At 52.0% G+C, this 23,905-nt stretch carries 18 protein-coding genes; 10 read left to right on the plus strand and 8 right to left on the minus strand.

Annotated elements, in window-relative coordinates; translation table 11 throughout:
* The first annotated feature begins 12 nt into the window (after positions 1-12).
* The 4 genes from DPO_RS08470 to DPO_RS08485 all read left to right on the plus strand — a co-directional run bounded on the left by DPO_RS08470 (position 13) and on the right by DPO_RS08485 (position 4,369).
* On the plus strand, positions 13-1,365 hold the full coding sequence (locus tag DPO_RS08470; protein ID WP_006965403.1) for a M48 family metalloprotease: 1,353 nt from the start codon (positions 13-15) through the stop codon (positions 1,363-1,365).
* On the plus strand, positions 1,355-1,813 hold the full coding sequence (locus tag DPO_RS08475; protein ID WP_040011727.1) for a pyridoxamine 5'-phosphate oxidase family protein: 459 nt from the start codon (positions 1,355-1,357) through the stop codon (positions 1,811-1,813). Before DPO_RS08470 ends, DPO_RS08475 begins: the two co-directional genes overlap by 11 nt.
* Complete coding sequence (locus DPO_RS08480) at positions 1,810-3,642, plus strand: UbiD family decarboxylase (protein ID WP_006965405.1); 1,833 nt, start codon at positions 1,810-1,812, stop codon at positions 3,640-3,642. Before DPO_RS08475 ends, DPO_RS08480 begins: the two co-directional genes overlap by 4 nt.
* A 67-nt stretch (positions 3,643-3,709) precedes the next feature.
* Positions 3,710-4,369 (plus strand): lysophospholipid acyltransferase family protein, encoded by a 660-nt coding sequence (locus DPO_RS08485; protein ID WP_006965406.1) that lies wholly within the window; start codon positions 3,710-3,712, stop codon positions 4,367-4,369.
* Between the two features lie 147 nt (positions 4,370-4,516).
* On the opposite strand, the gene ltrA is transcribed toward DPO_RS08485, so the two are convergent.
* Complete coding sequence (ltrA, locus tag DPO_RS08490) at positions 4,517-5,968, minus strand: group II intron reverse transcriptase/maturase (protein ID WP_152427611.1); 1,452 nt, start codon at positions 5,966-5,968, stop codon at positions 4,517-4,519.
* Between the two features lie 619 nt (positions 5,969-6,587).
* Here ltrA and DPO_RS08495 point away from each other — a divergent pair.
* A complete protein-coding gene (locus DPO_RS08495) occupies positions 6,588-6,881 on the plus strand; it encodes a hypothetical protein (RefSeq protein ID WP_040011728.1) in 294 nt (97 codons plus the stop codon).
* A 68-nt stretch (positions 6,882-6,949) separates the two neighbouring features.
* Here DPO_RS08495 and DPO_RS08500 read toward each other — a convergent pair whose 3' ends face one another.
* From DPO_RS08500 to acs, 6 genes are all read right to left on the minus strand, one after another.
* The gene (locus tag DPO_RS08500) at positions 6,950-8,404 is read right to left on the minus strand and encodes a DUF294 nucleotidyltransferase-like domain-containing protein (RefSeq protein ID WP_006965411.1); all 1,455 of its coding nucleotides are present in this window, start codon (positions 8,402-8,404) and stop codon (positions 6,950-6,952) included.
* Positions 8,401-8,973: a hypothetical protein gene (locus DPO_RS08505; protein ID WP_006965412.1), complete on the minus strand. Its 573-nt coding sequence runs from the start codon at positions 8,971-8,973 to the stop codon at positions 8,401-8,403. Before DPO_RS08505 ends, DPO_RS08500 begins: the two co-directional genes overlap by 4 nt.
* Before the next feature lie 74 nt (positions 8,974-9,047).
* Positions 9,048-11,078, minus strand: a complete 2,031-nt coding sequence (locus DPO_RS08510) for a 3'-5' exonuclease (protein WP_006965413.1) — start codon at positions 11,076-11,078, stop codon at positions 9,048-9,050.
* 215 nt (positions 11,079-11,293) lie between these two features.
* Positions 11,294-13,078: a sodium:solute symporter family protein gene (locus DPO_RS08515; RefSeq protein WP_006965414.1), complete on the minus strand. Its 1,785-nt coding sequence runs from the start codon at positions 13,076-13,078 to the stop codon at positions 11,294-11,296.
* Between the two features lie 144 nt (positions 13,079-13,222).
* Positions 13,223-15,124, minus strand: a complete 1,902-nt coding sequence (locus DPO_RS08520; RefSeq protein WP_006965415.1) for a propionyl-CoA synthetase — start codon at positions 15,122-15,124, stop codon at positions 13,223-13,225.
* Between the two features lie 31 nt (positions 15,125-15,155).
* Positions 15,156-17,186, minus strand: coding sequence for an acetate--CoA ligase (gene acs / locus DPO_RS08525; protein WP_006965416.1), 2,031 nt, complete (start codon positions 17,184-17,186; stop codon positions 15,156-15,158).
* A gap of 454 nt (positions 17,187-17,640) precedes the next feature.
* On the opposite strand from acs, the gene DPO_RS08530 reads away from it, so the two are divergent.
* Together DPO_RS08530 and dfsP are read left to right on the plus strand one after the other, a co-directional pair.
* Positions 17,641-18,294: a lactate utilization protein gene (locus DPO_RS08530; RefSeq protein WP_006965417.1), complete on the plus strand. Its 654-nt coding sequence runs from the start codon at positions 17,641-17,643 to the stop codon at positions 18,292-18,294.
* Between the two features lie 3 nt (positions 18,295-18,297).
* Complete coding sequence (gene dfsP, locus DPO_RS08535; RefSeq protein WP_006965418.1) at positions 18,298-18,939, plus strand: DUF166 family (seleno)protein DfsP; 642 nt, start codon at positions 18,298-18,300, stop codon at positions 18,937-18,939.
* Here the strand turns inward: dfsP and dinB are convergent.
* A complete protein-coding gene (gene dinB / locus DPO_RS08540) occupies positions 18,929-20,398 on the minus strand; it encodes a DNA polymerase IV (protein WP_040011778.1) in 1,470 nt (489 codons plus the stop codon). The two genes, dfsP and dinB, sit on opposite strands and share 11 nt — an antisense overlap.
* Before the next feature lie 219 nt (positions 20,399-20,617).
* Between dinB and DPO_RS08545 the strand changes: the two genes are divergently transcribed.
* The 3 genes from DPO_RS08545 to DPO_RS08555 all read left to right on the plus strand — a co-directional run bounded on the left by DPO_RS08545 (position 20,618) and on the right by DPO_RS08555 (position 23,872).
* Positions 20,618-22,504: an extracellular solute-binding protein gene (locus tag DPO_RS08545; RefSeq protein ID WP_006965420.1), complete on the plus strand. Its 1,887-nt coding sequence runs from the start codon at positions 20,618-20,620 to the stop codon at positions 22,502-22,504.
* Positions 22,501-23,508, plus strand: coding sequence for an ABC transporter ATP-binding protein (locus DPO_RS08550; protein ID WP_006965421.1), 1,008 nt, complete (start codon positions 22,501-22,503; stop codon positions 23,506-23,508). Before DPO_RS08545 ends, DPO_RS08550 begins: the two co-directional genes overlap by 4 nt.
* A 163-nt stretch (positions 23,509-23,671) precedes the next feature.
* Positions 23,672-23,872 carry a cold-shock protein gene (locus tag DPO_RS08555; RefSeq protein ID WP_006965422.1) on the plus strand — a complete coding sequence of 67 codons (201 nt, stop codon included), beginning with the start codon at positions 23,672-23,674 and terminating at the stop codon, positions 23,870-23,872.
* Positions 23,873-23,905 lie beyond the last annotated feature (33 nt).

Consider the following 23,905-nt stretch of genomic DNA (forward strand, 5'->3'; position numbering starts at 1 on the left):
GGGGGAAATGAAATGGATGACACGATTTTTCAGCACCAGAAGGATGCATCGCTGACCCGGCGGCAGTTTCTGAGACTGTCCGCCGTCTTGACCGCAGCCGGTCTGCTTCCGGTCTGGGGGTGTGCCATAGACCCGGTGACCGGCAAATCCCAGCTGATGATGCTGACAGCGGACCAGGAGGTCGCCATTGACCGGCAGCAGTCACCGTTTCAGTTTTCATCGGATTACGGCATTGTTCAAGACCGCGCGTTGAACCAGTATATCAACCAGGTGGGCAAAAATCTGGTGCCCTATACCCACCGGCCGGATATGCCATACAATTTTCAATGTGTGAATGCCACGTATATCAATGCATATGCATTTCCCGGCGGGTCCATTGCCGTGACCCGCGGAATTCTGCTGAGCCTGGAAAATGAAGCCGAACTGGCATCCCTGCTGGGACATGAACTGGGCCATGTCAATGCCCGGCACACAGCGGAACAGGTATCCAAAAGTCAGCTGTCTTCCCTGTTCGTGAGCGGCCTGGCGATGCTGGCGGATTCCCAGGCCAAGGGACTGGGGAATCTGACCCAGCAGCTGGGGGCGTTGGGCCAGGGGCTGTATCTGGCCAAATACAGCCGGGACAATGAGCGGGAAGCCGATTATCTGGGACATGAATACATGGTCCGGGCCGGGTATGGATCCCAAGGATTTGTGGGATTGATGGAAATGCTCAACACCTTGAACAAACAGCAGCCTTCTTCCGCCCAGATGCTTTTTTCCACCCATCCCATGAGTGATGAACGCCTGGCTGCATCGGTGCAGCGGGATCAGGGACCTTATTCCAGCTCGCAAGCTGCACCCGTATACCGGGAACGGTACATGGATCAGACCGTGGCACTGCGGCAGCAGAAAAAAGCCATTGAATTGATGCAGGAAGGAGAAAAATACCTGGCCCGGGAAAAATATGATGCCGCCCAAACCGCTTTTTCATCAGCCCTGAAACGGGCGAATGATGATTATGCGGCCCATGTGCTCATGGCCAAATGCCAGCTGATTCAGAAGAAAAATGCCGAGGCCGTATCCTATGCAAAAGCGGCCATGAACCTATATCCCACAGAACCCCAGGGACATTATGTGGCCGGCCTGGCCCATGTGGGGACAAAGCAGTTCGACCGGGCCCTGGACAATTTTACCCGGTGCGACCAGTTGCTGCCGGGCAATCCCCAGCTGACCTTTTACAAGGGATATTCCCGGGACAAACTGGGACAGCGGCAGGCCGCAGCCAATGATTATGCTGCATACCTGAAAATGATCAATTATCAGTCCAATCAATATTCCCAGTATGCGTTCAAGCGGCTGAAAGAATGGGGATATGCCCAGTAGTCAGCCAAAAAACCGGTTTCAGGAACTGATTGACGCGGTCTGGACCATGACTTTAGCAACGAGTGGGGAAACCGGCCCCTGGTCCGCACCGGTCTATTATCTTTACAGAGAAAAACGATTTTATTTTTTTTCCAATCCCGCTTCCCGGCATATATTGGAAGGTGACGGCCGGCCGTGTGCGGCTTCGATTTTTCGCGTTCATGAACGTGTGGATCATCTGGAGGGAATTCAGATGAGCGGGGTCATTCACTCCCAGAAACCTGGGATCCGGTCGGCAGGCGCTGCCGGGGCATATGCCCGGCGCTTCGGGATCCCCGTGCCCGGCGCGGATTTTCTGACCTTTTTCCAAAACGCATTCCATGCCCGTTTGTATGCGTTTTTACCGGATCAGGTGTATCACATGGATAACCGCAAAGGATTCGGAAACCGGGAGATTATCCAGTTATGAAATTTTGCAGTTTGAAACAATGTGTGGCCTTTCTGGAACAGGAAAAAGAACTGATTCACATCCGTGAATCCGTGGACCCGCATCTGGAAATGGCGGAGATCACCCGGCGGGTGTTTGACGCAGGCGGACCAGCTCTTTTGTTTGAAAATGTCAACGGGTCGCCGTTTCCGGCCCTTTCCAACCTGTACGGCACCTGGCAGCGGACCCTGAAAATTTTTGAACCCCAGCTGGAACAGGTCAAGGCCCTGGTGGATATGACGTCTGACCCCATGCAGGCGGTCAGATCTTTGGGCCGGGGATTCAAGGCCGGTATGGCCCTGGCCCGGTCTTTGCCTTTGCCGGTTCAAAAAAACCGGACACTGACCCAGATGACCCGGATCGACCAGCTGCCCCAGATCACTTGCTGGCCGGGGGACGGCGGGGCATTTTTGCTGCTGCCCCAGGTGTTTTCTCTGGACCCGGATTCGGACTCCGTGCTGCAATCCAATCTGGGCATGTACCGGATTCAGTTGTCCGGCAACGATTATCCGCCCAATGAAGAAATAGGCCTGCACTATCAGCTGCACCGGGGCATTGGGGTTCATCATCAGAAAGCACTGGAAAAAAACAGGCCGTTGAAAGTGAGCATTTTTATCGGCGGGCCCCCGGCCCATGCCCTGGCAGCGGTCATGCCTCTGCCGGAAGGGATGCCCGAGATTGCCTTTGCCGGGGCTCTGGCCGGGCGCAATTTCAGATATTTTCGGCACAACGGGTTTGTACTGTCCACAGATGCGGATTTCTGTATCACCGGATGGGTGATGCCCCATCAGACCCGGCCGGAAGGCCCGTTCGGCGATCATCTGGGGTATTATTCCAATGTTCACGAATTTCCCTGTATCCGGGTGGCATCGGTGTGGCACCGGCCAGGCGCGATTTTTCCGTTTACCGTGGTGGGACGTCCCCCCAGAGAGGACAGTCATTTCGGCCGGCTCATCCATGAAATTACCCGGAATGCCGTGGCCAAAGCCCTGCCCGGTGTGACCGCGGTCAATGCCGTGGATGCGGCCGGTGTGCATCCGTTGCTTTTAGCCAAAGCCAGGGAACGATACCTGCCCTATGACGCGCCCATGCCAAGAGAACTGCTCACCCATGCCCATGCCATTTTAGGCAAAGGCCAGCTGTCTTTGGCCAAATACCTTTTCATCTGCGCCCATGAAGATGATCCCGGCCTGGATGTGAACGATGAAAAACAGTTTCTGATGCATGTGCTGGAACGGGTGGATTTTTCCAGAGACCTGCATTTTGTCACTTGCACCACCATGGATACCCTGGATTATTCGGGACAGCAGATCAACCAGGGATCCAAGCTGGTGATGGCCGCGGCCGGACCTGTTAAGCGGCGTCTCGGCCCGACCCTGCCGGTTCAGTTTTCATTGCCGGACGGATTTTCCCATGCTGTGATGGCAGCCCCGGGAATTGCCGTTATCCAGGGGCCGGCGTTCACTTCCTATCCCAGGGCCAGACAGCAGATCAGTCCGGTGAAAAAATATCTGGAAACCCTGGGAGACGCATCCGGCCTGGCTTTAGTGGTGGTGGTGGATGATGCCCGGTTTTGCGCAGACACGTTTGATAATTTTTTGTGGGTGACGTTTCTGCGGTCCAACCCGTCCCATGACATTTACGGCATAAAGGAAAGAACCCTGCATAAGCACTGGGGGTGCCAGGCCCCGCTGGTCATTGACGCCCGCAGCAAACCCTTTCATGCAGCCCCGCTGGTACCGGACCCGGAAGTGGCTTTGCGGGTGGACCGGATGGCCTGTAAAGGCGGTCCGCTGTTCAAGATCCTGTGATGAAGCATTCCTGTGAAAAGGCAATATCCTGTTACACACAATTTTGGCCCCAGGGAGGTGGGCGTTCATGTTCAAACGCTTGAAATTTCTGATTTATACCCCGGCGTTCATCTGGTTTGCCTATTATCTGGTCAAATGGTACAGCCGCACGTTTCGGCTCACAGTGGAAAACGAGGCCGTCTGGAAAACCCTGCTGCATCAAGGAGCCCCTGTGCTGCTGTGTACCTGGCATCAGCAGTTTTTTGCCGCCATCGCCTATTTTGAAACCTATGCTAAATATCATCCGGGCCTGATGATTTCCCAAAGCCGGGACGGGGATCTGATTTCCGGGGTGGCCAACCGGGTGGGATGGCACACGCCCAGAGGTTCGTCGTCCCGGGGAGGGAAATCCGCCATGGCTGCCATGATCGCCCATATAAACACCCATCAGTTCGGCGCCCATATCCTGGACGGTCCCAGAGGACCTGCCGGAAAAATCAAGCCCGGCATCATTCGCATGGCTCATGCCACCGGGGCCCGGCTGGTGCCTTTTTATGTGACCGCAGACCGTGCCTGGTTTTTCAATTCCTGGGACCGGTTCATGGTGCCCAAACCTTTTTCCCGGGTGCGCATTGTTTTTGAACCCGAAATCGTGCTCGAACCCACCCTGGGACCGGATGGGTTCGAGCAGCAGCGTCATGATCTGGAAGCCCGGTTTTTGCCCCGGTTGTATCAATTTCAAACATAGGAATAATGATATGGAAAAAGATCCTTTGCCGTCCGTGTTTTTTCATTTCAGATTCAAGTTTTTGGCGGTGACATGTCGGGTGGCCGGGGGCTGTTGCCAGCCCCAAGCCCCCTAAGAACCGGACATGAGACTTTCACCTCATCCGGCTCAAGCATTGATAAGGCGCGTGGCCACACCCGACAGTTGTTTTCGTTTCCAACGAGCTTTGAGATAGTCCTCCCATACAGGATCATATGGATTGACCTGTGCTTTAACCTTTATATGCCTGATGAGCCAGGTCGGGCCTAATAAAATCAGGGGTTGAGGATTACCTTTTTCCATGAATCGCCAGTCTCGACCTTTGATCCTTCGGTAATATTTGCCTTTAACCCATCCTTTGTACTTTTTTGGATGCCTTCTCCTGGCCCATTTCCATGTCATTTGCCAAAATGCATGGTCAAGGTCCCCGAATACTTTCCGACTGACGACATGTTTATAATAATTTGCCCAACCGCGTATGATGGTATTCAGTTTGGCAATTACAACGTCGGTTCGCCTGGTCTTGTTGGCATTCAGATAGTCTCTGACTTTTGCTTTAATGTTTTTGATGCTGGATTTAGACGGCTTTATCAGAAGTTTGCCTTTATATTTCCTGACATTAAAGCCAAGAAAATCAAAGCCATCATCAATATGTGTGATCATGGTTTTTTCTTCTGACAATTCAAGACCCCTTATTTTAAGAAATCCTTCAATCAAAGGTTTGACACAGGTTTCAAGCAGTTCCGGGGAACGGCCCGTTATAATGAAATCATCCGCGTACCTGACAAAATGAATCTTATCAGTTTTCCTGAAGTTATCTGCAAGGAGATCCTGAATACCGTCGAGTGCCATATTGGCAAGTGTCGGTGAAATTATCCCTCCCTGTGGAGTCCCTTCATTTGTTGAATTAAACGTATGCTTCTCAAGGTAACCGCACTTGAGCCATTGTTTTAATTTCTTCTTGTTCATCGGGATGTTCTCATTCAACCATTTGTGGTCAATATGATCAAAACAGCCTTTGATATCTGCCTCTAAAATCCAGTCAGCACTATCTTTCCGTCTCAGCGCATTATAAATAGCTCCCATGGCATCCTGAGCCGAACGCACTTTCCTGAATCCATAGGAATGATGATCAGCAGTGGTTTCAGATACCGGATCAAGTCCCAGTAAATCAAGGGCCTGTTCCACCCGGTCATGCATGGCCGGTATGCCTAATGGTCGTTTCTTACCATTCTTTTTCGGGATGTAAATGCGTTTCAGCGGTTTTGCCTTATATTCGGGAAGATTAAGATTCTTGAGCGTTTCCCATCGCTTTCGGGGTGTATCAATTAATAGATTGTCCACACCCGGGGTTCGTTTTCCACTATTGGATATCACCCGCTTAATGGCGATAAGCTTTGCCGAAAGCGAGTTGGACAGCAGCCGTTGAAGGCCGCGTGCCGTTTGCTTTAATCCATTCTTAACTGCCTTCACGATACGCGTCTGTATACGGGATACTATCAGCCTGTGCTTGTCCCAATCAATAAGGTCCCACACATTCTTCAAGCCCATACGGCCGTCAACATCATAAAATGATATCATCTATCCACACCAATACGGTTATTCCATTTCAAATCGTTTCACGTGATCCAACACCATGCTGGAAGTCTGCACATTTTCATGGTCGGGCAAATTTTGAACCCGTATCTGATCCATTACAGATCAGCATTCGCTTTCTCCAGCGTTCCTCTACCCGCATCCCCATAAGCCAATCTTGCGATCAGCTGTCCTTCTTTCGAAGGGAAAATACGGGCTTACCAAGTTCCACTTTTAACACCCAATGGGTTAGCGTCTGTCTATCCGCCGGAGGGATCATAGATTACGTGAAGCGACAACGGAACGCTCCATCCATACCTCTTGCCTTTTGGCCCAGGCCTGTCAGCATCTTTGGCCTGTCAAAAATAACGACGTTTATTAACAGTTCACATATGTTACGCATACCATCGTTCATAGCTCCCATCTGGATTGATGCTCCCAGAGTTGAGGTCCCCTCACGGCTCTCTCTCCTGGCATAAAGCCAAGGGCTTCATTGTCATCCGGGCTTCACACAAAACCATTACTGGTAATGCATGCCGGAATGAAAAACTGCTGGTAATACAGCAGGTTGGGTCAAGCCCAACATTATTAAAAGCGACTTCTTGTCGCACCCATTGCGTTTCTTTTGTTTGTCATTCTGTCCAGCGCCTCGGATTTCAGCCGGTTTGCAGACAGCGTTCAGTTCAAGCTTCTGGGGCCGTTTTTCATTATTTCCGGGCTGATGTTTCTGGTGTTCAGAAAATTTCCCATCAAATGCCCCTATTGTGCCCGGGTGCTTCCTGTGAAAAAAGACTGGACATGCCCCAATTGCAAGAAAAAACAGGGCAAAGACCGGTATCTGTCGGAAAAATGTGTTCACTGCCGGGAAATTCCGGCAACCGGTTCCTGTGATCTGTGTCAAAAAACATTCCGGCTATAGCAATCAGATGACAGCATTCAGAAGATCGTCTTCAGATTATAGACGGCCCCGTCCGTGTTGCGTTGAGATTATACCACCCCGGTGAACTCCATGTTCAATTTCTGCTGAAAATTTTCAATGGTTTTGAAAATTTCCTTGAGCATATGCCGGTCCAGGGAAGACAGATTGTCCGGGTTGATGAAATTGTCCGGAGGCGTTCCCTCGTCCATGATGTTGGTGATCTGGCGGCGGAACCGCAGTTTCATTAAAAAATCATAACACTGGACCAGGTTGTGGTATTCTTTGGCCGTGATGGCATGTCGGGTGTAAAGCCGGAAAAGCCGTTTCAGGGTATTGGTCTGGTATAGGTTGTTTTTCAGGGCATACACCCGGGTGACGTCTGTGATGGGCAGCATGGCATATTTGATATCAAATGCGTTTTTGTGCCGGCCGTCCGTGGCTTTTTTCAGTTTGCCGAACAACCCGATGGGGGGCCGGAAATAAAGGGCGTTTTCCGTCATGTTCCTTAGAAAACCGGACCAGCCCCGGATGGATTCAAACAGATGATCCTTGAGCTGAGAAGATAAAGTCAGGTCCCCATATGTGCCTTTGAAATCAAAAAAAATGCTGGAGTACAACAGATCTTCCGGCTTGGCCTTGCGGATCCAGGTGTGAAAATATTTTTTCCAGACAGACAAGGGCTGGCACCACTTCGGGTTTTTGGCCATGTTGTTTCCCTCACAGAACCGGTATCCCGCCATGTCCAGCCGGTCGCACACCCGATCGGCCAGACGGCTGAAATAGGCGGCAGCCGCCGCTGACTCAGTGTCTGATGCAGGATCCGCATACACAATGGCGTTGTCCTGGTCCGACACCAGGGTCTGCTCCTCCCGGCCTTCGGATCCCATGGTCAGAAACACGAACCTGCAGGGTGCGGGTCCGACCTCTTCCAGGGTAAAGGCCATGATTTTTTTTAAGATGGCATCGGAAAACGTGGTGATCAGCCGGGTGATCACTTCCGGTTTTATTCCGTTGTCGATGGGATCCAGCAGCATGCGGCACATTCGGGCGTGAAAGTTCTTCAGCTCGTCCATGGTTTTGGCTGCGGTAATGGTTTTAAGCAGCAGATACGAGTCTTTTGTCTGGGCTGCGATCAAATCTTTTTCCGTCAAGATACCGGAGACGGCCCCGGATTCTCCGCACACGGCCAGATGCCGTTTGTCTTTGCCGATCATGGTCAGAAACGCTTCAAAAATCAGGCTGTCGGATGAAATGGTGATCACGGGCGATGACATGATTTCGGATACCGGGGTATCAGATGTCAGATTTTCTGCCAATACCTTTGTCCGCAGATCCGCATCCGTGACAATGCCGGCAATCTGCCGGGAATCATTTTTGACCAGAATGGCAGAAGCATTGGAACGGCTCATTTTCTGAGCCGCCTGATTCACGGGCGTGTCCATGGAGCAGGTAGCGATGTTGGCCCGGAATATGGCGGACACGGGCTGGTTGAAAAATGCCGACAGGGAGGAGCTTTCTTTCATTTCAGGCCCCAGGGATCAAAACAAGTGATATCAATGACAGGAAAATGCAGATCATCCAGATGAAACCATTTTGCGGTGAACATGCCGGGAAATACCTTTTTCCGGCTGTCAAAGTAGGCAGCCTCTTTGTTGTACCGCCGGGTGGCATAGATGGTTTTCAGATACAGATCCGCTATTTCCTGAACCCTGGGATGCCCGGTACCGGAATCTCTGGTCAGGGCATCCAGATCTTTTGCCAGGCGAAACTGGGCCTGTTCAAACACGGGCACCAGGTCCGGGGCCAGGGGGGTATCAGGTGTCTGGAACCGGATCAGCAGGGTCTGGAGCTGTTCCATGGTGTCATGGATCCGGGATCGGGTCGGTGCGGCATCTGTCCCGGGCACCCGAGATACCAGGTCCGGAATCTGGTCCACCTGGTTTTCCCAGGCCGTGATCATCAGGTCTTTGCCTGCATGGACCCGGTTTCTGGACCGCAGCATGCTGGTGTAACTGCCGAAAATCACGCAGATCATCACAATGGCCAGGACAACGGCACACAGGCCGGCAAAGGTAAGCCATGGTTTTTTCATGAACGAAGTCTCCTGGTTGGAGGTTGACTGGATTGGCTGCATGTATTGAGCCCTATCACGAGTTTGGGTGTGAATCAATATTTTAATCGGGCATAATAGGAGTTTTTGGACGTATGGATGGCATCTTCCAGGGTCAGTATGCCGTTGCTGTTCAGTATTGGAATCAGTTTTAAAAAAATTTGTGCCGTGGTCAGGGCATCTCCAAAAGCAGTATGACGGCTGATCATGGAAATTCCCAGGCGCTGGGCGATATTTTCCATGTCATGCTGTTCATGGATCGGATGCAGAAAAGCTGACAACAGCAGCGTATCCAGTACGGGGTTGGCGAATTTGATCCGGGTGATTTTTTCTTTGAGTTTGATCAGTTTCATGTCAAAGGCGATATTGTGGCCCACCAGCACAGTGTCTGCCACAAACTGCCGGAACCGGGGCAAAACCAGTTCAATGGGATCTTTTTCCGCCACCATTTCGTGGTGGATGCCGTGAATCCGGTAGGATGCCACCGGAATATCCCGCCCGGGATTCACCAGTTCTTCAAATACCTCATCAGACAGGAGCCGGTTGTTCACAATTCTCACGGCACCCATGGAGATGATCTCATCGCCCCCTTCCGGGTTCAACCCCGTGGTTTCCGTGTCAAACACGGTGTAAGACAGATCGGTGAGCCGGGTCTTCAGCAGGTTCTGGTCACTGTCTGTGACCTTGAACAGGTCAAAATCGTAAAATTCCGGCCGGGAACCGGCCAAAACCGGTGTCCGGTGAGATGTGGCAGGGGGTTCCGTGGATTTTTTCACGGATAAAATAATGTGGGAGAAATGAGTTTCGCCCGATTCCGGGACATTGAGCCGGGCATTGTTGAGGGCAAGAATGGATTTAAAACCGGGCAGGGCCCTGATGGTTGTCTTTATGATGGTGTCCAGGCCCGGTTTGTCCACGGGAACCCCCTCCCAGGTGATGTTAAACTGTATCCGGCCGGAAGCATTGGTGACGGTCAGATCGAATTCAATGGCATAGGTCCAGTCTGACAGGGTTCTGAATAGAAACACGATCGCTTTGGTAAAAGAATAGGTATCTGCCATGATTCGGTCATCTCGGGGGAGGTTGTGCACGTTGATCCGGATATCATGGGTCTGGCCTGTCAATTTCTGGACTTTGAAGAGAAACCGGGCCAGATTGAGCTGGGACAGGGGCAACCGTGAGAGATACGTGTTTTGAATCGTATCGGACAGGCGAAAAAAATTTTGTTCAGCAACACTTTTTTTTTCCAGAAATCTGCGAAAATCAGCCAGACCCCGCTGCATGGATTGGAATTTTTCGACATCCCGGGTAATATTAAGGATTGCCAGAATAAATCCGGTGATCTGATTGGTTTTGTCCAGGACCGGAATCGCTTCCACGCTGATCAGGCTGTGATCCCCCAGGGGAGTGATGAAAAAAGAGCCGGCACTGTTTTCACCCAAGGTCAGCTGTTCATGGATTTCTTCCATGGCATGGGAAATCAGGTCCTTGTCCACCAGATGAAAGATGGACCGACCTAAGCCCATGAATTGTTCTGAATTTTCCCGGACCATGGTACATGTGAAGATGTTTTTAGCCAGGGTGTTGTATAACAGGATCCGGCCGTTTTGATTGCAGATAATTAACCCCTGGGGCAGTTCTCCCATGATGGCGGCCAGCAGGTTTCTTTCCTGCTCGGTTTCTTTTCTGGCCGCCACCACCTGCGTTGCAATATCCTGGTTTAACCTTTCAAATGTATCGGCAAATGTGTTGATGGTCCGGGCCAGGGCCTGAATATCCTGATTTCCGGCAATAGGAATGCGCAATGAGGGATTGGATGCATAGATCAAAGCCACATCTGTGGATATTTTTCTGACCGGTTTGATGTAATTGGCATACACCAGGTCGGACAGCGCCCAGAACACCAGGGATAGAAGCAGGACTCCCGTCAGTAGAGCCGCCAGATGATCTCTGATCAGGGTCATCACTGCCTGGGTCTGGCCGAAAGTTAAATGAAACCAGATATACAGGGCCATGCCCGTGACAATCATCAGGATGATACCGGCGGCGGTCAAAGCGAAGATCCAGAATCGATGGCTCAGGGTCATGACGTGAAAACAGTATGAATTCCGGACACACTCAGGTGTCCGGAATTTTTCATTAAAAAGTTATCAATCAAATTAAGGGATTATCCCCACCATCCCCAGCTGAATGAACATACAAACAATATGCAGAAAATGATGGTTACTATGAGATATTTGTCTTCTAAAGCCATGGGTTGTCTCCTTTTTGTGTTGGGTGTCAATGCGCTAACGTGTCCGGATCAATCATCGGCTTCCTTGGTGACGTCCATGGTTTCTTCATCCGCTCTTCGGATCTGTTCGGCGGAGGTGGTGGACATTTCCGCTTTAAAGCACAGGCCCCACATCATGATGATACCTAAGATCCACCAGATGATCTGCCAGGACCAGATGGGTGGGAATCCGGCAAAAGAGATGGCATTGTTGCCAATGAGTACGCCGGGGCCGATGGCCATGAAAAACCAGATGGGGACAATTATTTTCATGTACCCGCGCCAGCGTTTGCCTTTTTCAGTCGGCGCGTCAATGGAGTTGAGCCATTCCCGAATCTCTTTTTGCCGGGCAATGGTTTCTTCGTTATCTTTTATCCCTAATCCCCGGCACAGGTATGCCACGGCCAGGCCTACGAAAATACCCCATCCGGCTGTATGGATGGACAAGGGATATTTCCAGACATAATAGGTGAGAAAACAGGCGATGATCGCACATATCAAGCCTAAGACCACACCGATGCTTGGGAATTTGAATCCCCAGTGAACCCCTAACAGGCACAGGTACATGATGGTGCCGAATGCCGTGGCAAACCCGCCGATCATAACGATGGCATCCGTGGATGTCAAAGAGACCACTACGGCGGCAACTGTCAGGATGGTGGCAAAGACCCGGTTGGTCCAGATCTGCTCGGAGTGCGTTCCCCCCTGTTTTCTGACATACCGCCACCACACATCCCGCTGGATAATGGTGCCGCCCGTGCCGATGTAAGGTGCTGATGTGGAATGGATGGCCGCAATGGCCCCCATGAACACCAGACCCAGGACCGGACCGGGCAAAAATTTGGTCATGAGCATGGGTACGACATCACCATCCACCTGAGGTGCCAGATTTCCGGCCATCATCAGGATCCGGGCACCGATACCCTGGAACGCGGTGAAAAAGAATAAAGACAGACCCACCACAAAGGTGGACATGAACACCTGCTGCCAGGCCAGGGGCTTGGGAGAGGCAATACCAAAATTCCACAGGGTAAAGGCCGGCGAAGACTGGATCCCCATGAGGGCAAACATATAGGTGAGAATCATCACGGCAGTCCATCCGCCGGTGCCCAGGCCGAAATGAATCAGGCCCGGTACCTTCATGTATTTATCCTCCAGTCCGCTCATGGATGCCACAAACCCGGACCATCCGCCGAACAAAGGACTGGTGATGGTGTAAAATCCCAGCAGGATGATACCGCCCACCAGCAGGCAGAACTGAAGTACCCCCACCCAGGTGGAGGCTTTCAACCCGCCCGTGACCACATAGAACCATACAATGGCAGCCATGAAAATCAGGCCGATGGTTTCAGGCACGCCGGCGGTCCAGTAGAACAGCTTGGCCGCCGCGATGAGCTGGAGCCCGGAATAGAAAATGGAGTACAGAAATGCGGCCAGAACGGTCAGCCAGCGTACGGCTTCGTTGTTATAGTAATAGGCAAACATATCCCCGGGTGTGATAAACCCGTAGCGCTTGCCCATGAGCCAGTTTCGTTTGGCAAAAAATGCCCCGGTGAGGGGGATGGTGAGCACGTAAAAAGAAGCAAAGGCATATACCAGGCCGGCTTTCCAGATCAGACCCGGATGGCCGATAAAGGTCCATCCGGAAAATGAGGCGGCCGTGGCCGCCATCAAAAACGCGATGAACGGAATGGAGCGGCCGGCAATGGCATAACCCGACGCTTTTTTTTCACTGAAAAATCCTTTCAGGCCCATCCAGAAACAGTAGATGATGTACAGTGCCAGAAAAATCCAAACCCAAATTTTTGGATCCATAATTAGTTCCCTCCTGTTGTTTCATTATTGAGGATTGATCGGATCATGCATGATTATCATGATTCATAAAGGCATTCTCAGGGCATACATATCACCTCCTTTCATTGTTTGAATGACTGCATGGTTATGCACAAGCAATCTGTCTCATGCCTGTCTGCCATATCCGATCTTTCCCAGGGAGGTTTCAATCTCGTCCAGGATGGTGTCGTCGTCGATGGTTGCGGGCACCTTGTATTCTTTTTTATTGGCAATGGCCCGCATGGTTCCTCTAAGGATTTTTCCGGACCGGGTCTTGGGCAGACGCTGGACCACGATGGCTTTTTTGAAGGCCGCCACCGGGCCGATCGTATCTCTGACCTGCTGGACCACCTCTTTGATGATATCATCATGGTCCCGGTCCACGCCGGCGTTAAGCACCACCATTCCTAAGGGCACCTGGCCCTTGAGGTCATCATCCACGCCCATGACCGCGCATTCCGCCACATCCGGGTGTCCGGCGATCACTTCTTCCATGGCACCCGTGGACAGGCGGTGCCCGGCCACATTGATGATGTCATCGGTTCTGGCCATGACAAATACATATCCATCTTCGTCAATGTAACCGGCATCTGCGGTTTCATAGTACCCTGGGAAGGTGGCAAGATAAGCGGAAATATACCGGTCATCATTCTGCCACAAGGTAGGCAGGGTGCCCGGCGGCAGGGGTAGTTTTGCCACGATGGCACCGATTCCCCCCGGGCCTACGGGATCTCCCGTCTCATCCAGCACGGCCAGGTCCCAGCCCGGGGCCGCCTTGGTGGGAGACCCGGGTTTGACCGGGAACTGATGCAGTCCCACACAATTGGCCGCAATGGCCCACCCGGTTTCCGTCTGCCACCAGTGGTCGATCACCGGCACCTTGAGGCTGTCTTCGGCCCAGGAAAGGGTGTCTGGATCGGTTCTTTCCCCGGCCAGAAACAGGTATTTGAAATGGGACAGGTCAAAGCCCGCCATCATTCCGGCGCCCGGGTCCTGTTGCTTGATGGCCCGGAAGGCCGTGGGGGCCGTGAACATGGTTTTTATCTTATGCTGGGAGATGACCCGCCAGAACGCAGAAGCATCCGGGGTTCCCACGGGCTTGCCTTCATACACTATGGTGGTGCATCCCTTGAACAGAGGGGCATACACGATATAGGAATGGCCCACCACCCAGCCGATGTCTGAGGCGGCCCAGTACACATCTCCCTGATCGACCCCGTAAATGGCGCTCATGCTCCATTTCAGGGCCACCATGTGGCCCCCGTGGTCCCGGACAATGCCTTTGGGCAGACCCGTGGTGCCTGAGGTGTACAGGATATACAAAGGATCGGTGGCGGCAACTGGTACGCAGTCTGCCGGGGCTGCCTGTGCCATCATTTCGTTCCAGTCGAAATCCCTTTCGTTCTGCATATCCGCCGCTGCCTGGGAACGCTGGAAAATGATACAGGATTCCGGTTTGGTGTCGGACAGGTCAATGGCCTTGTCCAGGAGCGGCTTGTATGGGATCACCCGGTTGATCTCGATGCCGCAGGAAGCAGACACGATCACTTTGGGCTTGGCATCATTGATCCGGGTGGCCAGTTCATTGGCGGCAAATCCGCCGAACACCACGGAATGGATCGCCCCGATCCTGGCACAGGCCAGCATGGCAAACACGGCTTCAGGAATCATGGGCATGTAGATGATGACCCGGTCTCCTTTGGTAACCCCCCTTTGCTTCAGGACCCCGGCAAAGCGTGATACCTGGTCTTTGAGGTCTTTGTAGGTATAAGTGGTGATGGTGTCGGTCACCGGGCTGTCATAAATAATGGCGGCCTGGTCTCCTTTGCCTTCATTCACATGCAGGTCCACGGCGTTATAGCAGGTGTTGGTTTCACCGCCCACAAACCACCGATAAAAAGGGGTGTTGGCATCATCCAGCACTTTGTCCCATTTTTTATACCAGTGACACGTTTCGGCAATGGGTCCCCAGAATCTTTCCGGGTCTTTGATGGATTGTTCATGGGCCTGATCATAGAGATTGGACATTGTGTTTCCTCCTCACATTGACAGCGCAGCATTATTTTTGAACCATGTTCCTGATCTCTTCCACCACTTCCGGGTTGGCCAGGGTCATGACATCTCCGACATCCCCTTTGTTGGAAATGGCGCCTAAGACCCGGCGCATAATTTTGCCGGACCGGGTTTTGGGCATGTCCGGTACCAGCCAGACTCGTCTGGGTTTGGCAATTTTGCCGATCTGCTCACACACGGCATCAGAGACTTTTTTTGCCAATTCTTCGGACGGTTTGATGCCGGTTTTCAGGGCAACGTACAGGTCGGGTTCCTTGCCCTTGATTTCATGGGATACCGGTACCACTGCGGCTTCGGCCACTTCATCCACCATCAGGGCCGCGGATTCGATCTCCTTGGTTCCCAGTCGGTGGCCGGATACATTGATGACATCATCGATCCGTCCCAGGATCCTGAAATACCCGTCTTGCGCCATCATGGCCGCATCCCCGGCCAGATAGGGCCAGTCTTTCCAGTCTTTGCTTTCCGGGTTTTTGCAGATAGGGCCAAAATAGGTGTCCACAAACCGCTGGCGGTCTCCCCAGATAGTCTGGAACTGGCCCGGCCATGGGTTTCGGATGCAGATATTGCCGGCAATGCCGGGTTGTGTGATTTCATTGCCTTCGGCATCCAGGATAAACGGGTGAATGCCTGGTACCCCGGGGCCGGCACTGCCCGGTTTCATAGGGTTTAGACCCGGCGTGGTGGAACATAAAAACCCCCCGGTTTCCGTCTGCCACCAGGTATCCACGATGACGGCCTCACCCTTGCCCACAGCGCTTTCATACCATTTCCACACAGCAGGTTCGATGGGCTCGCCCACCGTGGTCATGTGTTTGAAATGATAGGTGTATTTGGCTGGTTCCTCCGGCCCCAGCTTTCGCAAAGCCCGGATGGCCGTGGGGGCGGTGTGGAAGATGTTGACATCCAGGGCCTGGGCGATACGCCAGGATCGGCCGGGATCCGGATAAGTGGGAACCCCTTCGTAGATCACGGAGGAAGCGCCCAAAGCAAGCGGGCCGTAAACGATAAAGGAATGACCCGTGATCCACCCGATGTCAGCCATGCACCAGTACACATCTTCCGGATGGATATCCTGGATATATCTGGACATGGCCGTGACATAGGCCAGGTATCCGCCGGTGCCGTGCTGACATCCCTTGGGTTTGCCCGTGGTGCCGCTGGTGTACATGAGAAACAACGGATCTTCAGACAGCATTTTTTCCGGTGTGATACGTTTGCCGTAATGGTTTTTCAGCTCGTCGTTCACAAACACGTCCCGGCCGTCCTGCATGGGGGTATCAGAAGCGTATTTGCCCGGATACCGCTGCCACACCAGCACCTTGTCCACCACCTGACCCTGTTTTTCGGAAATTTTGACGGCCTCGTCCGCATGCTGCTTGTGGTTGAGCAGTTTGCCTGCCCGGTAATAAGCATCCATGGTGATGAGGACCCGGGAGTTGGAATCCACGATCCTGTCAGCACAGGCAGATGCGGAAAACCCGCCAAACACCACGGAATGGATCACACCTAGGCGGGCACAGGCCAGCATGGTAATGGGAAGCTCAGCAGACATGGGCATGTGAATGGTGACCCGGTCCCCGCGTTTGAGTCCGGCAAAATCTCTGAGCAGGGCAGCGAATTCATTGACCCGGACATACAGCTCCTGATAGGTGATATGATCAATTCGTTCCTCTTCGAGTTCCGGAACAAAATGGATGGCGGTCTTGTTTTTGCTGTCTTTCAGATGGCGGTCGATGCAGTTGTAGCTGGCATTGATCAGACCGCCTTTAAACCATTTGAAACAGGGTGCGTCACTGGTATCCAGAACTTCGTCCCAGTATTTATACCAGGTGAGCATTTCAGCAAAATCAGTATAATAATCCGGAAAATTGTCCAGGCTGAACCGGTCAAAGACGGCTGGATCAGTCAGGTTGGCCTGGCCGATAAATTTGGGGGAGGGATGATAGTACTCTTCTTCTTTCCAATGGACAGCGATCTGGGCTTCCGTGGTTTCGACAACGTCTTTTCTGCTCATGCGGCATCTCCTTTATGGTTTTAATTGCCTGAAATAATGGGAAGATTTTAAAGATTTGCTGAAAAGCTATCACCTCCTTTGCACCTGGATACTTTTTCACAGGGGATTTAATGGTTGAAAAAATTATATGATCAATTGTGTTTAACGATATTGGTTGTGCATATCCTGGGACTACTGATGACAGCAATCATGTATTCTTACAACCAGCACAGAAAGCGGCAACGTCCACGGAGAGATTAGAAACGAAAGTCATTTACTGAATTCAATTTATATATTTGTCATCACATATTAAGATTGTCGGATGAAGTCAACAAAAAAAGTTGTATTTTAAAAAAAAGATCTTGTTTGCATAAACGGATCCGGAAAAAATCATTGCCAGGTAAACCGCTGACAGGTATAGTCGGAACCATCTGGAAGAGATAACGTCAACATCAAATCATTTAAGGATTCACCCATGAAAAATCCCATAGATAATTACTGGCGCTTAAAGCTGGAAGCCGTTAAGGAAGCTCTTGAAAAAAACAAATTCGAGGTGTTCATTTCAGACACGGCTGCCGGCGCCAAAGACCTGGCCCTGGAACAGATCATTCCGGCCCTGGATGTCAAAAGCGTTTCCTGGGGCGGCTCCATGTCCTTTGTGTCCACGGGCCTGTTTCATGCGCTCATGGAAAAAAAAGATCTGGAGATCATCAACACATTCGACAAAACCCTTTCTTTTGACGACATGATGGAAACACGGCGCCAGTCGCTGCTGGCGGACCTGTTCATCACCGGCACCAATGCATTGACCGAAGCGGGTCAGCTGGTGAACCTGGATATGATCGGCAACCGGGTCGGGGCCATGATGTGGGGACCCAAACATGTGCTGCTGATTATCGGACGAAACAAACTGTGTGCGGATCTGGAAGATGCCATGTTCCGGATCAAAAACTATGCGGCCCCGGTGAACGTCATGAATCTGGATAAAAAAACGCCCTGTGCCGCCACCGGCATATGCCAGGACTGTGCCAGCCCGGACCGGATCTGTAACTACTGGACCATTATTGAAAAATCTTTTGTAAAACACCGGATTAAAATTATTCTGGTCAATGAAGATCTGGGGTTTTAAATCATGCAGACCATTGCCGTGTTCCAACAAAACAATTCAGGAGAAACCAAGATAAAAGGGATTGCCAAATTCGGTGATCGCCAGTTTGATATTCAAATTTTTAATATTGAACCGGATCTGCCGCCGGTGCTGGATGATACATCCCCTTATCTGCCCAAAACGATTGAAGCGGATCTGGTTCTGGATTATCTCAAACATTGCGATCTGTCCGAGGATCTGAGCCGGTTGTGCGATCAACTCGGCATCCCCATTGTCTCATCAGGCAAAAAACTGCAATGCGGCCATGCGTTTTGTCCGCCCATCTGCTGTACGTTGCAGGAAAGCAATGCCCTGGGCTTATATGGCAAAATGTTCGGTACCCCCCGGATCACAGTGGATCTTGATGAAGACCGGGTGGCACAAATCCGGGTTCATCGCGGCGCTCCCTGCGGTGCCACCTGGCTGGCAGCGGAAAAGGTCAAGGGACTGCCTCTGGATCAAGCCATGACCCGGTTCGGGCTGGAAGTCCAGTTTTTCTGCTCCGCCAATCCGGCCGGGTGGGATCCGTTATGGGGTAAAAGCCCGGTTCACCTGGCCGCAGACATTCATACCGCAGCGTTGAAGACCAGTCTGAAGAAAAAAAAGGAAACCGCGTTTAATACCTGATATCAAAACCGTTTGTGTCCGGTTGAAGCGCAAGGGTTTCAACGGTTACCTGGTCCACCCGGGCCGCGGGTGGACCCTGGTGACACCATGCCACCATCTGATCCACGGCCTGGGTTGGCCCCTGAAACACGGCCTCCACCGATCCATCGGCCCGGTTTTTCACATATCCGTCAACCCCTGCCTGAAGGGCTGCTTTCCGGGTTTCCAGTCGAAAATATACGCCCTGGACCTTTCCTGAAATGATCAGTTTTTTTGCACTTGTCCGGGTCATTTGTCCTCCTTTCCCGGGTGACGGATTTTTCAACGGGTTCAATACCGCCGGTGTCACCATTTCCCGGCCGAATTTTTCAAAAATGCGGTCCATGGCCTGATCCACGGATTCCCATTGTTTTGTGGTATTATCTTCAGGCAAAGACAGCAGGGCCATCTGAACCGGCGCATGTTTGGGTTGCAGATGAGAGACCCCCACCCCCAGCAACCGGATTTTCTGGGTGAGTTTCACTTGTTCAAACAAAAGCCGGGCCTGGTGGAAAATCGCTTCTGTTGAACAGGTCCGGGCCGGGGTTTTCCGGGTCCGGGTGATCTGGGTGAAGTCGGAAAACTTTATTTTAATGGACACACTTTCACATACCCGGTTTTTTTTTCTCAATTCCCTTCCCACCCGGCCGGCCAGGGAAAGCAGGATCTTTCTGGCGGTCTGTTCATCTGAAATATCGGTTTCCAGGGTGGTTTCACTGGAAATGGATTTGCGGGCGGCCCGGGGCTGTATCCGGTCCTCATCCAGGCCCCGGCAAAGCTGGTACAGCCGCCGGCCGAATTTGCCGAATTTTTTGGTGAGCAGTGTCACGTCAAACCGCTGAATATCCCCCAATGTCTGAATATTGAGTTCTTTCATCCGGTGCATGGCCTGCTTTCCCACTCCCGGAACCTGATGAACGGGCAATGTCTGAATGACCGTCGGCATCTGCTCCCGGGTGATATGGGTCAACCCGTCGGGTTTGTTCATGTCCGAGGCGATTTTGGCCAGAAATTTCACCGGGGCAATACCGATGGAACAGGTTAGCGCCAGATGGGTGAAAAGGGTCTGTTTGATTTGTCTTGCAATGACCGGCGGGGGTCCGAACAAGGTGCTGCATCCGGTCACATCGGCATAGGCTTCATCAATGGACACCGGTTCCACCAGTGGCGTGAATTTTGAAATGATCGCCATGATCTGTTGGGATGCGGCGGCATATTTTTCCCTGTGTCCCGGAACCACAATCAGATGCGGACAAAGCTGTTTGGCCTGGAAAAGAGGCATGGCGGAATGAATTCCGAATTGTCTGGCTTCATAGCTGGCTGTGGATACCACAGCCCGGGGCGAATTGCCGCACACCACCACGGGCCGGTGCTTGAGTTCCGGATTATCCCGCTGTTCCACAGCCGCAAAAAAAGCGTCCATATCAATGTGCAGGATCATGAATTCAGACACCTGGTTAAAAAAGGTTTTTCCATTGGGCCATACCTGTCTTTCAAATGGATGTGTGCCTAAAAATAGGCTTTTTTCTGCCCGCATGTCAAGACACCCGGACCTGAGATAAAAACAGGTGTTGTCACATGGCGCAGACATCTGGTATGGTTTGTGATTAAACGCCATGGGGGAAATGGATGAGGATTTATCAAGGCAGACGGAGAAACCATGCGGTTTCATAAATGGGTGTTTGTGTTACTGGTGTGTTGTGCGGCCCTGGCTGGATGTTCAGACAACCGGGAAGACCCAGAGACCAAAGAGCCGTCATTTTCCAAAGTTTCGGCCCAGGAAAATGAACCGCTTTTGCGTGAATATGCCCCCATGCCTGAAAATATTCACTGGCTGACCAATGATACTGATCCCGTGTTTGCATCGTCTGATGCCAGAAAAGGGGGGCTTTTCAGGGCCGCTCTGCTCAGTTTTCCCATGACCTTCCGGGTGGTGGGGCCGGATTCCAACGGCAGCTTCAGGTCTGCGATCCTGGACAATCAGCTGTCATTGATCAATATCCATCCCAACACCGGCAACATCATTCCGGAACTGGCCACCCACTGGGCTTTTGATCCGGATAAGAAAACCATGTATTTCAAGCTGGACAAAGATGCCCGGTGGTCGGACGGCCGGCCGGTCACGGGATGGGATTATGCCTACACCCTCACGTTCATGCGCTCGGAACATATTATCGCCCCCTGGTACAATGATTATTACACCCGGGAGATCAAGCAAGTCATGGTGTATGATGATCACACCATTGGTGTGAAAAGCACCAAAGCCGTGCCGGATCTTCACCTGAAACTGGGTATCAGCCCCACGCCCGCGCATTTTTTCCATCCGTTGGACAAAGAGTTCACTTACCGGTACAACTGGGCCGTGGTACCCAATACCGGTCCTTATCAGATGTCTGAATTCAAAAAAGGCCGGTATATCCGGTTTGCCAGAAAAATTGACTGGTGGGCAAAAGACCGGCGCTATTTTAAACACCGGTTCAATGTGGACACGGTCCAGTATTCGGTGATCAGAGATTTCAATCTTCAATGGGAGCATTTCAAGAAAGGCCGGCTGGAAACCTTTGGTCTGGTCCAGCCCAAGTACTGGTATGATAAATCAAAGACCCGGGTCATTGAAAACGGGTATGTGCATCGGATCTGGTTTTTCAATGACCTGCCCCGGCCCAGCCATGGCATGTGGCTCAACCAGGACAAAGAGGTTTTTTCCGAAAGATACCGACGCCTGGCATTTGCCCATGCCATGAACATCGATAAGGTGATTGAAAAAGTGCTGCGGGGGGATTATTTCCGCCTGGCCCAGCCGTTTTTCGGATATGGGGATTACACGGACCTCACGATTTCTGCCCGGAAATATGATGTGTTCCGAGTGGAATCCCTGATGACCGGGCAGGGATGGCACCGGGGCGATGACGGTATCTGGTCCAGAAACGGTCAGCGGTTTTCCGTCACTGTTACCTATGGATATGACGATCATATGCCCCAGCTGGTGGTGCTTAAAGAAGAAGCCCGCAAAGCCGGCATTGAGCTGCAACTGGAAAAACTGGATTCATCCGCCATGTTCAAGAAATTTCTGGAAAAACAGCATGATGTGGCCTGGATGGGGTGGAGCACCGGCATGCGGCCGTCCTATTGGCAGGGATGGCATTCGGACAACGCCCACAAGCCCCAGACCAACAATATCACAAACACGGATAATCCGCAGCTGGATGCCCTGATCGATCAATACCGGGAAAGTCTGGATGAAGCCGAGCGGATCCGGCTGTCCAAAGCCATCCAGAACAAAATCCATGCGGTGTGTGCCTATGTGCCCACGTTTATGGTGCCCTATGTCCGGATCGCTTACTGGCGGTGGCTCAGGCTGCCCTCATTTCATGGCACCCGCATGTCCGAAAACCTGTTTGATCCGTTTTCATCCACCGTGGGCGGGCTTTTCTGGATGGATCCGGATCTGTATGATCAAACCCTTTCAGCCATGAAACAGGGAACGGCCCTGGTGCCGGTCACCCTGATCGATGAACGCTTTAAAGTGACGAAAGAATCCCCATGACGCAACACACACTGCTGGAAATCAAAGACCTGGTTGTGGAATTCGACACGGAACAGGGACGGGTCCGGGCCGTGGACCATGTGGGGTTTTCACTGGGAAAAGGGCGAATCCTGGGGATTGCCGGAGAATCCGGGTGCGGCAAAAGCGTGACTGCGTTAAGTATTATCCGGCTGTTGCCCAAACCCGTGTCACAAATTGTCAAGGGCCGGATTCTGTATCAGGGTCAGGATCTTTTGACACTGCCGATTCAGCAGATGCAGCGCATCCGGGGCCGGAAAATCGCCATGATATTTCAGGAACCCATGACGGCGCTGAATCCGGTTCACACGGCCGGCCGGCAGATGAAAGAGGTGTTTGCGCTGCATTTTCCGGACATGACCGCCGGCGAAAAACACGCCAAAGCGATTCAATTGCTGGAGCGGGCAGGGATTCCGGATCCGGCCCGGGTCCTGGATAAATATCCGCATCAGCTTTCCGGCGGGATCCGCCAGCGGGTGATGATTGCCATGGCGTTGAGCTGTGAACCCGACATCCTGATTGCCGATGAACCCACCACCGCCCTGGATGTGACCATTCAGGCACAGATTCTGGATCTGATCAAAACACTGAAAAACAAATCCGGCATGTCCATTGTTCTCATCACCCATGATCTGGGGGTGATTGCGGAAAACTGTGATGACGTGGCGGTGATGTATGCCGGACAGATTGTCGAGACCGCCGATGTCCACTCGCTTTTCAACCATCCGCTTCATCCCTATACCCAAGGATTGCTTGTTTCGATTCCTTCGTTGTCCAAACACAGCAAAACCCGGTTGCCCACCATTCCCGGCCATGTGCCGGACCTGGCCCGGATGCCCGAAGGATGCCGGTTTGCAGACCGATGCCCGGATACCGAAGACATCTGTCGGACGCATCCGCCCCGGCTGAGATCCGTGGGAAAGGGCCGGACAGTGGCGTGTCATCTGGTTTCCCGGCCTTTTGAACAAAAAAAGAAAAGAATATAAAAAAATCCTTGATTTTTAGAACAAAGCGAATAATATACAGTGAAAGCCGGTATAGTAAAGGCTTTGCAGTTTCGTTCTTAAGGCAAGACCCGTTCATTCCAATGGCTCGACCTGAAGTGTGAAACTACCCCAAATGTTTATTTTAAGTAAGGAGAAAGTCGTAATGGCAACAGGGATTGTAAAATGGTTTAACGATGCAAAAGGGTATGGATTTATTGAACAGGAAGACGGGCCGGATGTTTTTGTGCACCATACAGGAATCAGCGCCACCGGTTTCAGATCATTGAACGAGGGTGACCGGGTCTCCTTTGACGTTGAAGACGGCCAGAAAGGTCCTGCGGCTGTCAACGTCGTTGTACTGTAGCGATTCATTTAAATTTTAAAAGGGTTTTGCACC

Source organism: Desulfotignum phosphitoxidans DSM 13687 (assembly GCF_000350545.1).
Taxonomy (GTDB): domain Bacteria; phylum Desulfobacterota; class Desulfobacteria; order Desulfobacterales; family Desulfobacteraceae; genus Desulfotignum; species Desulfotignum phosphitoxidans.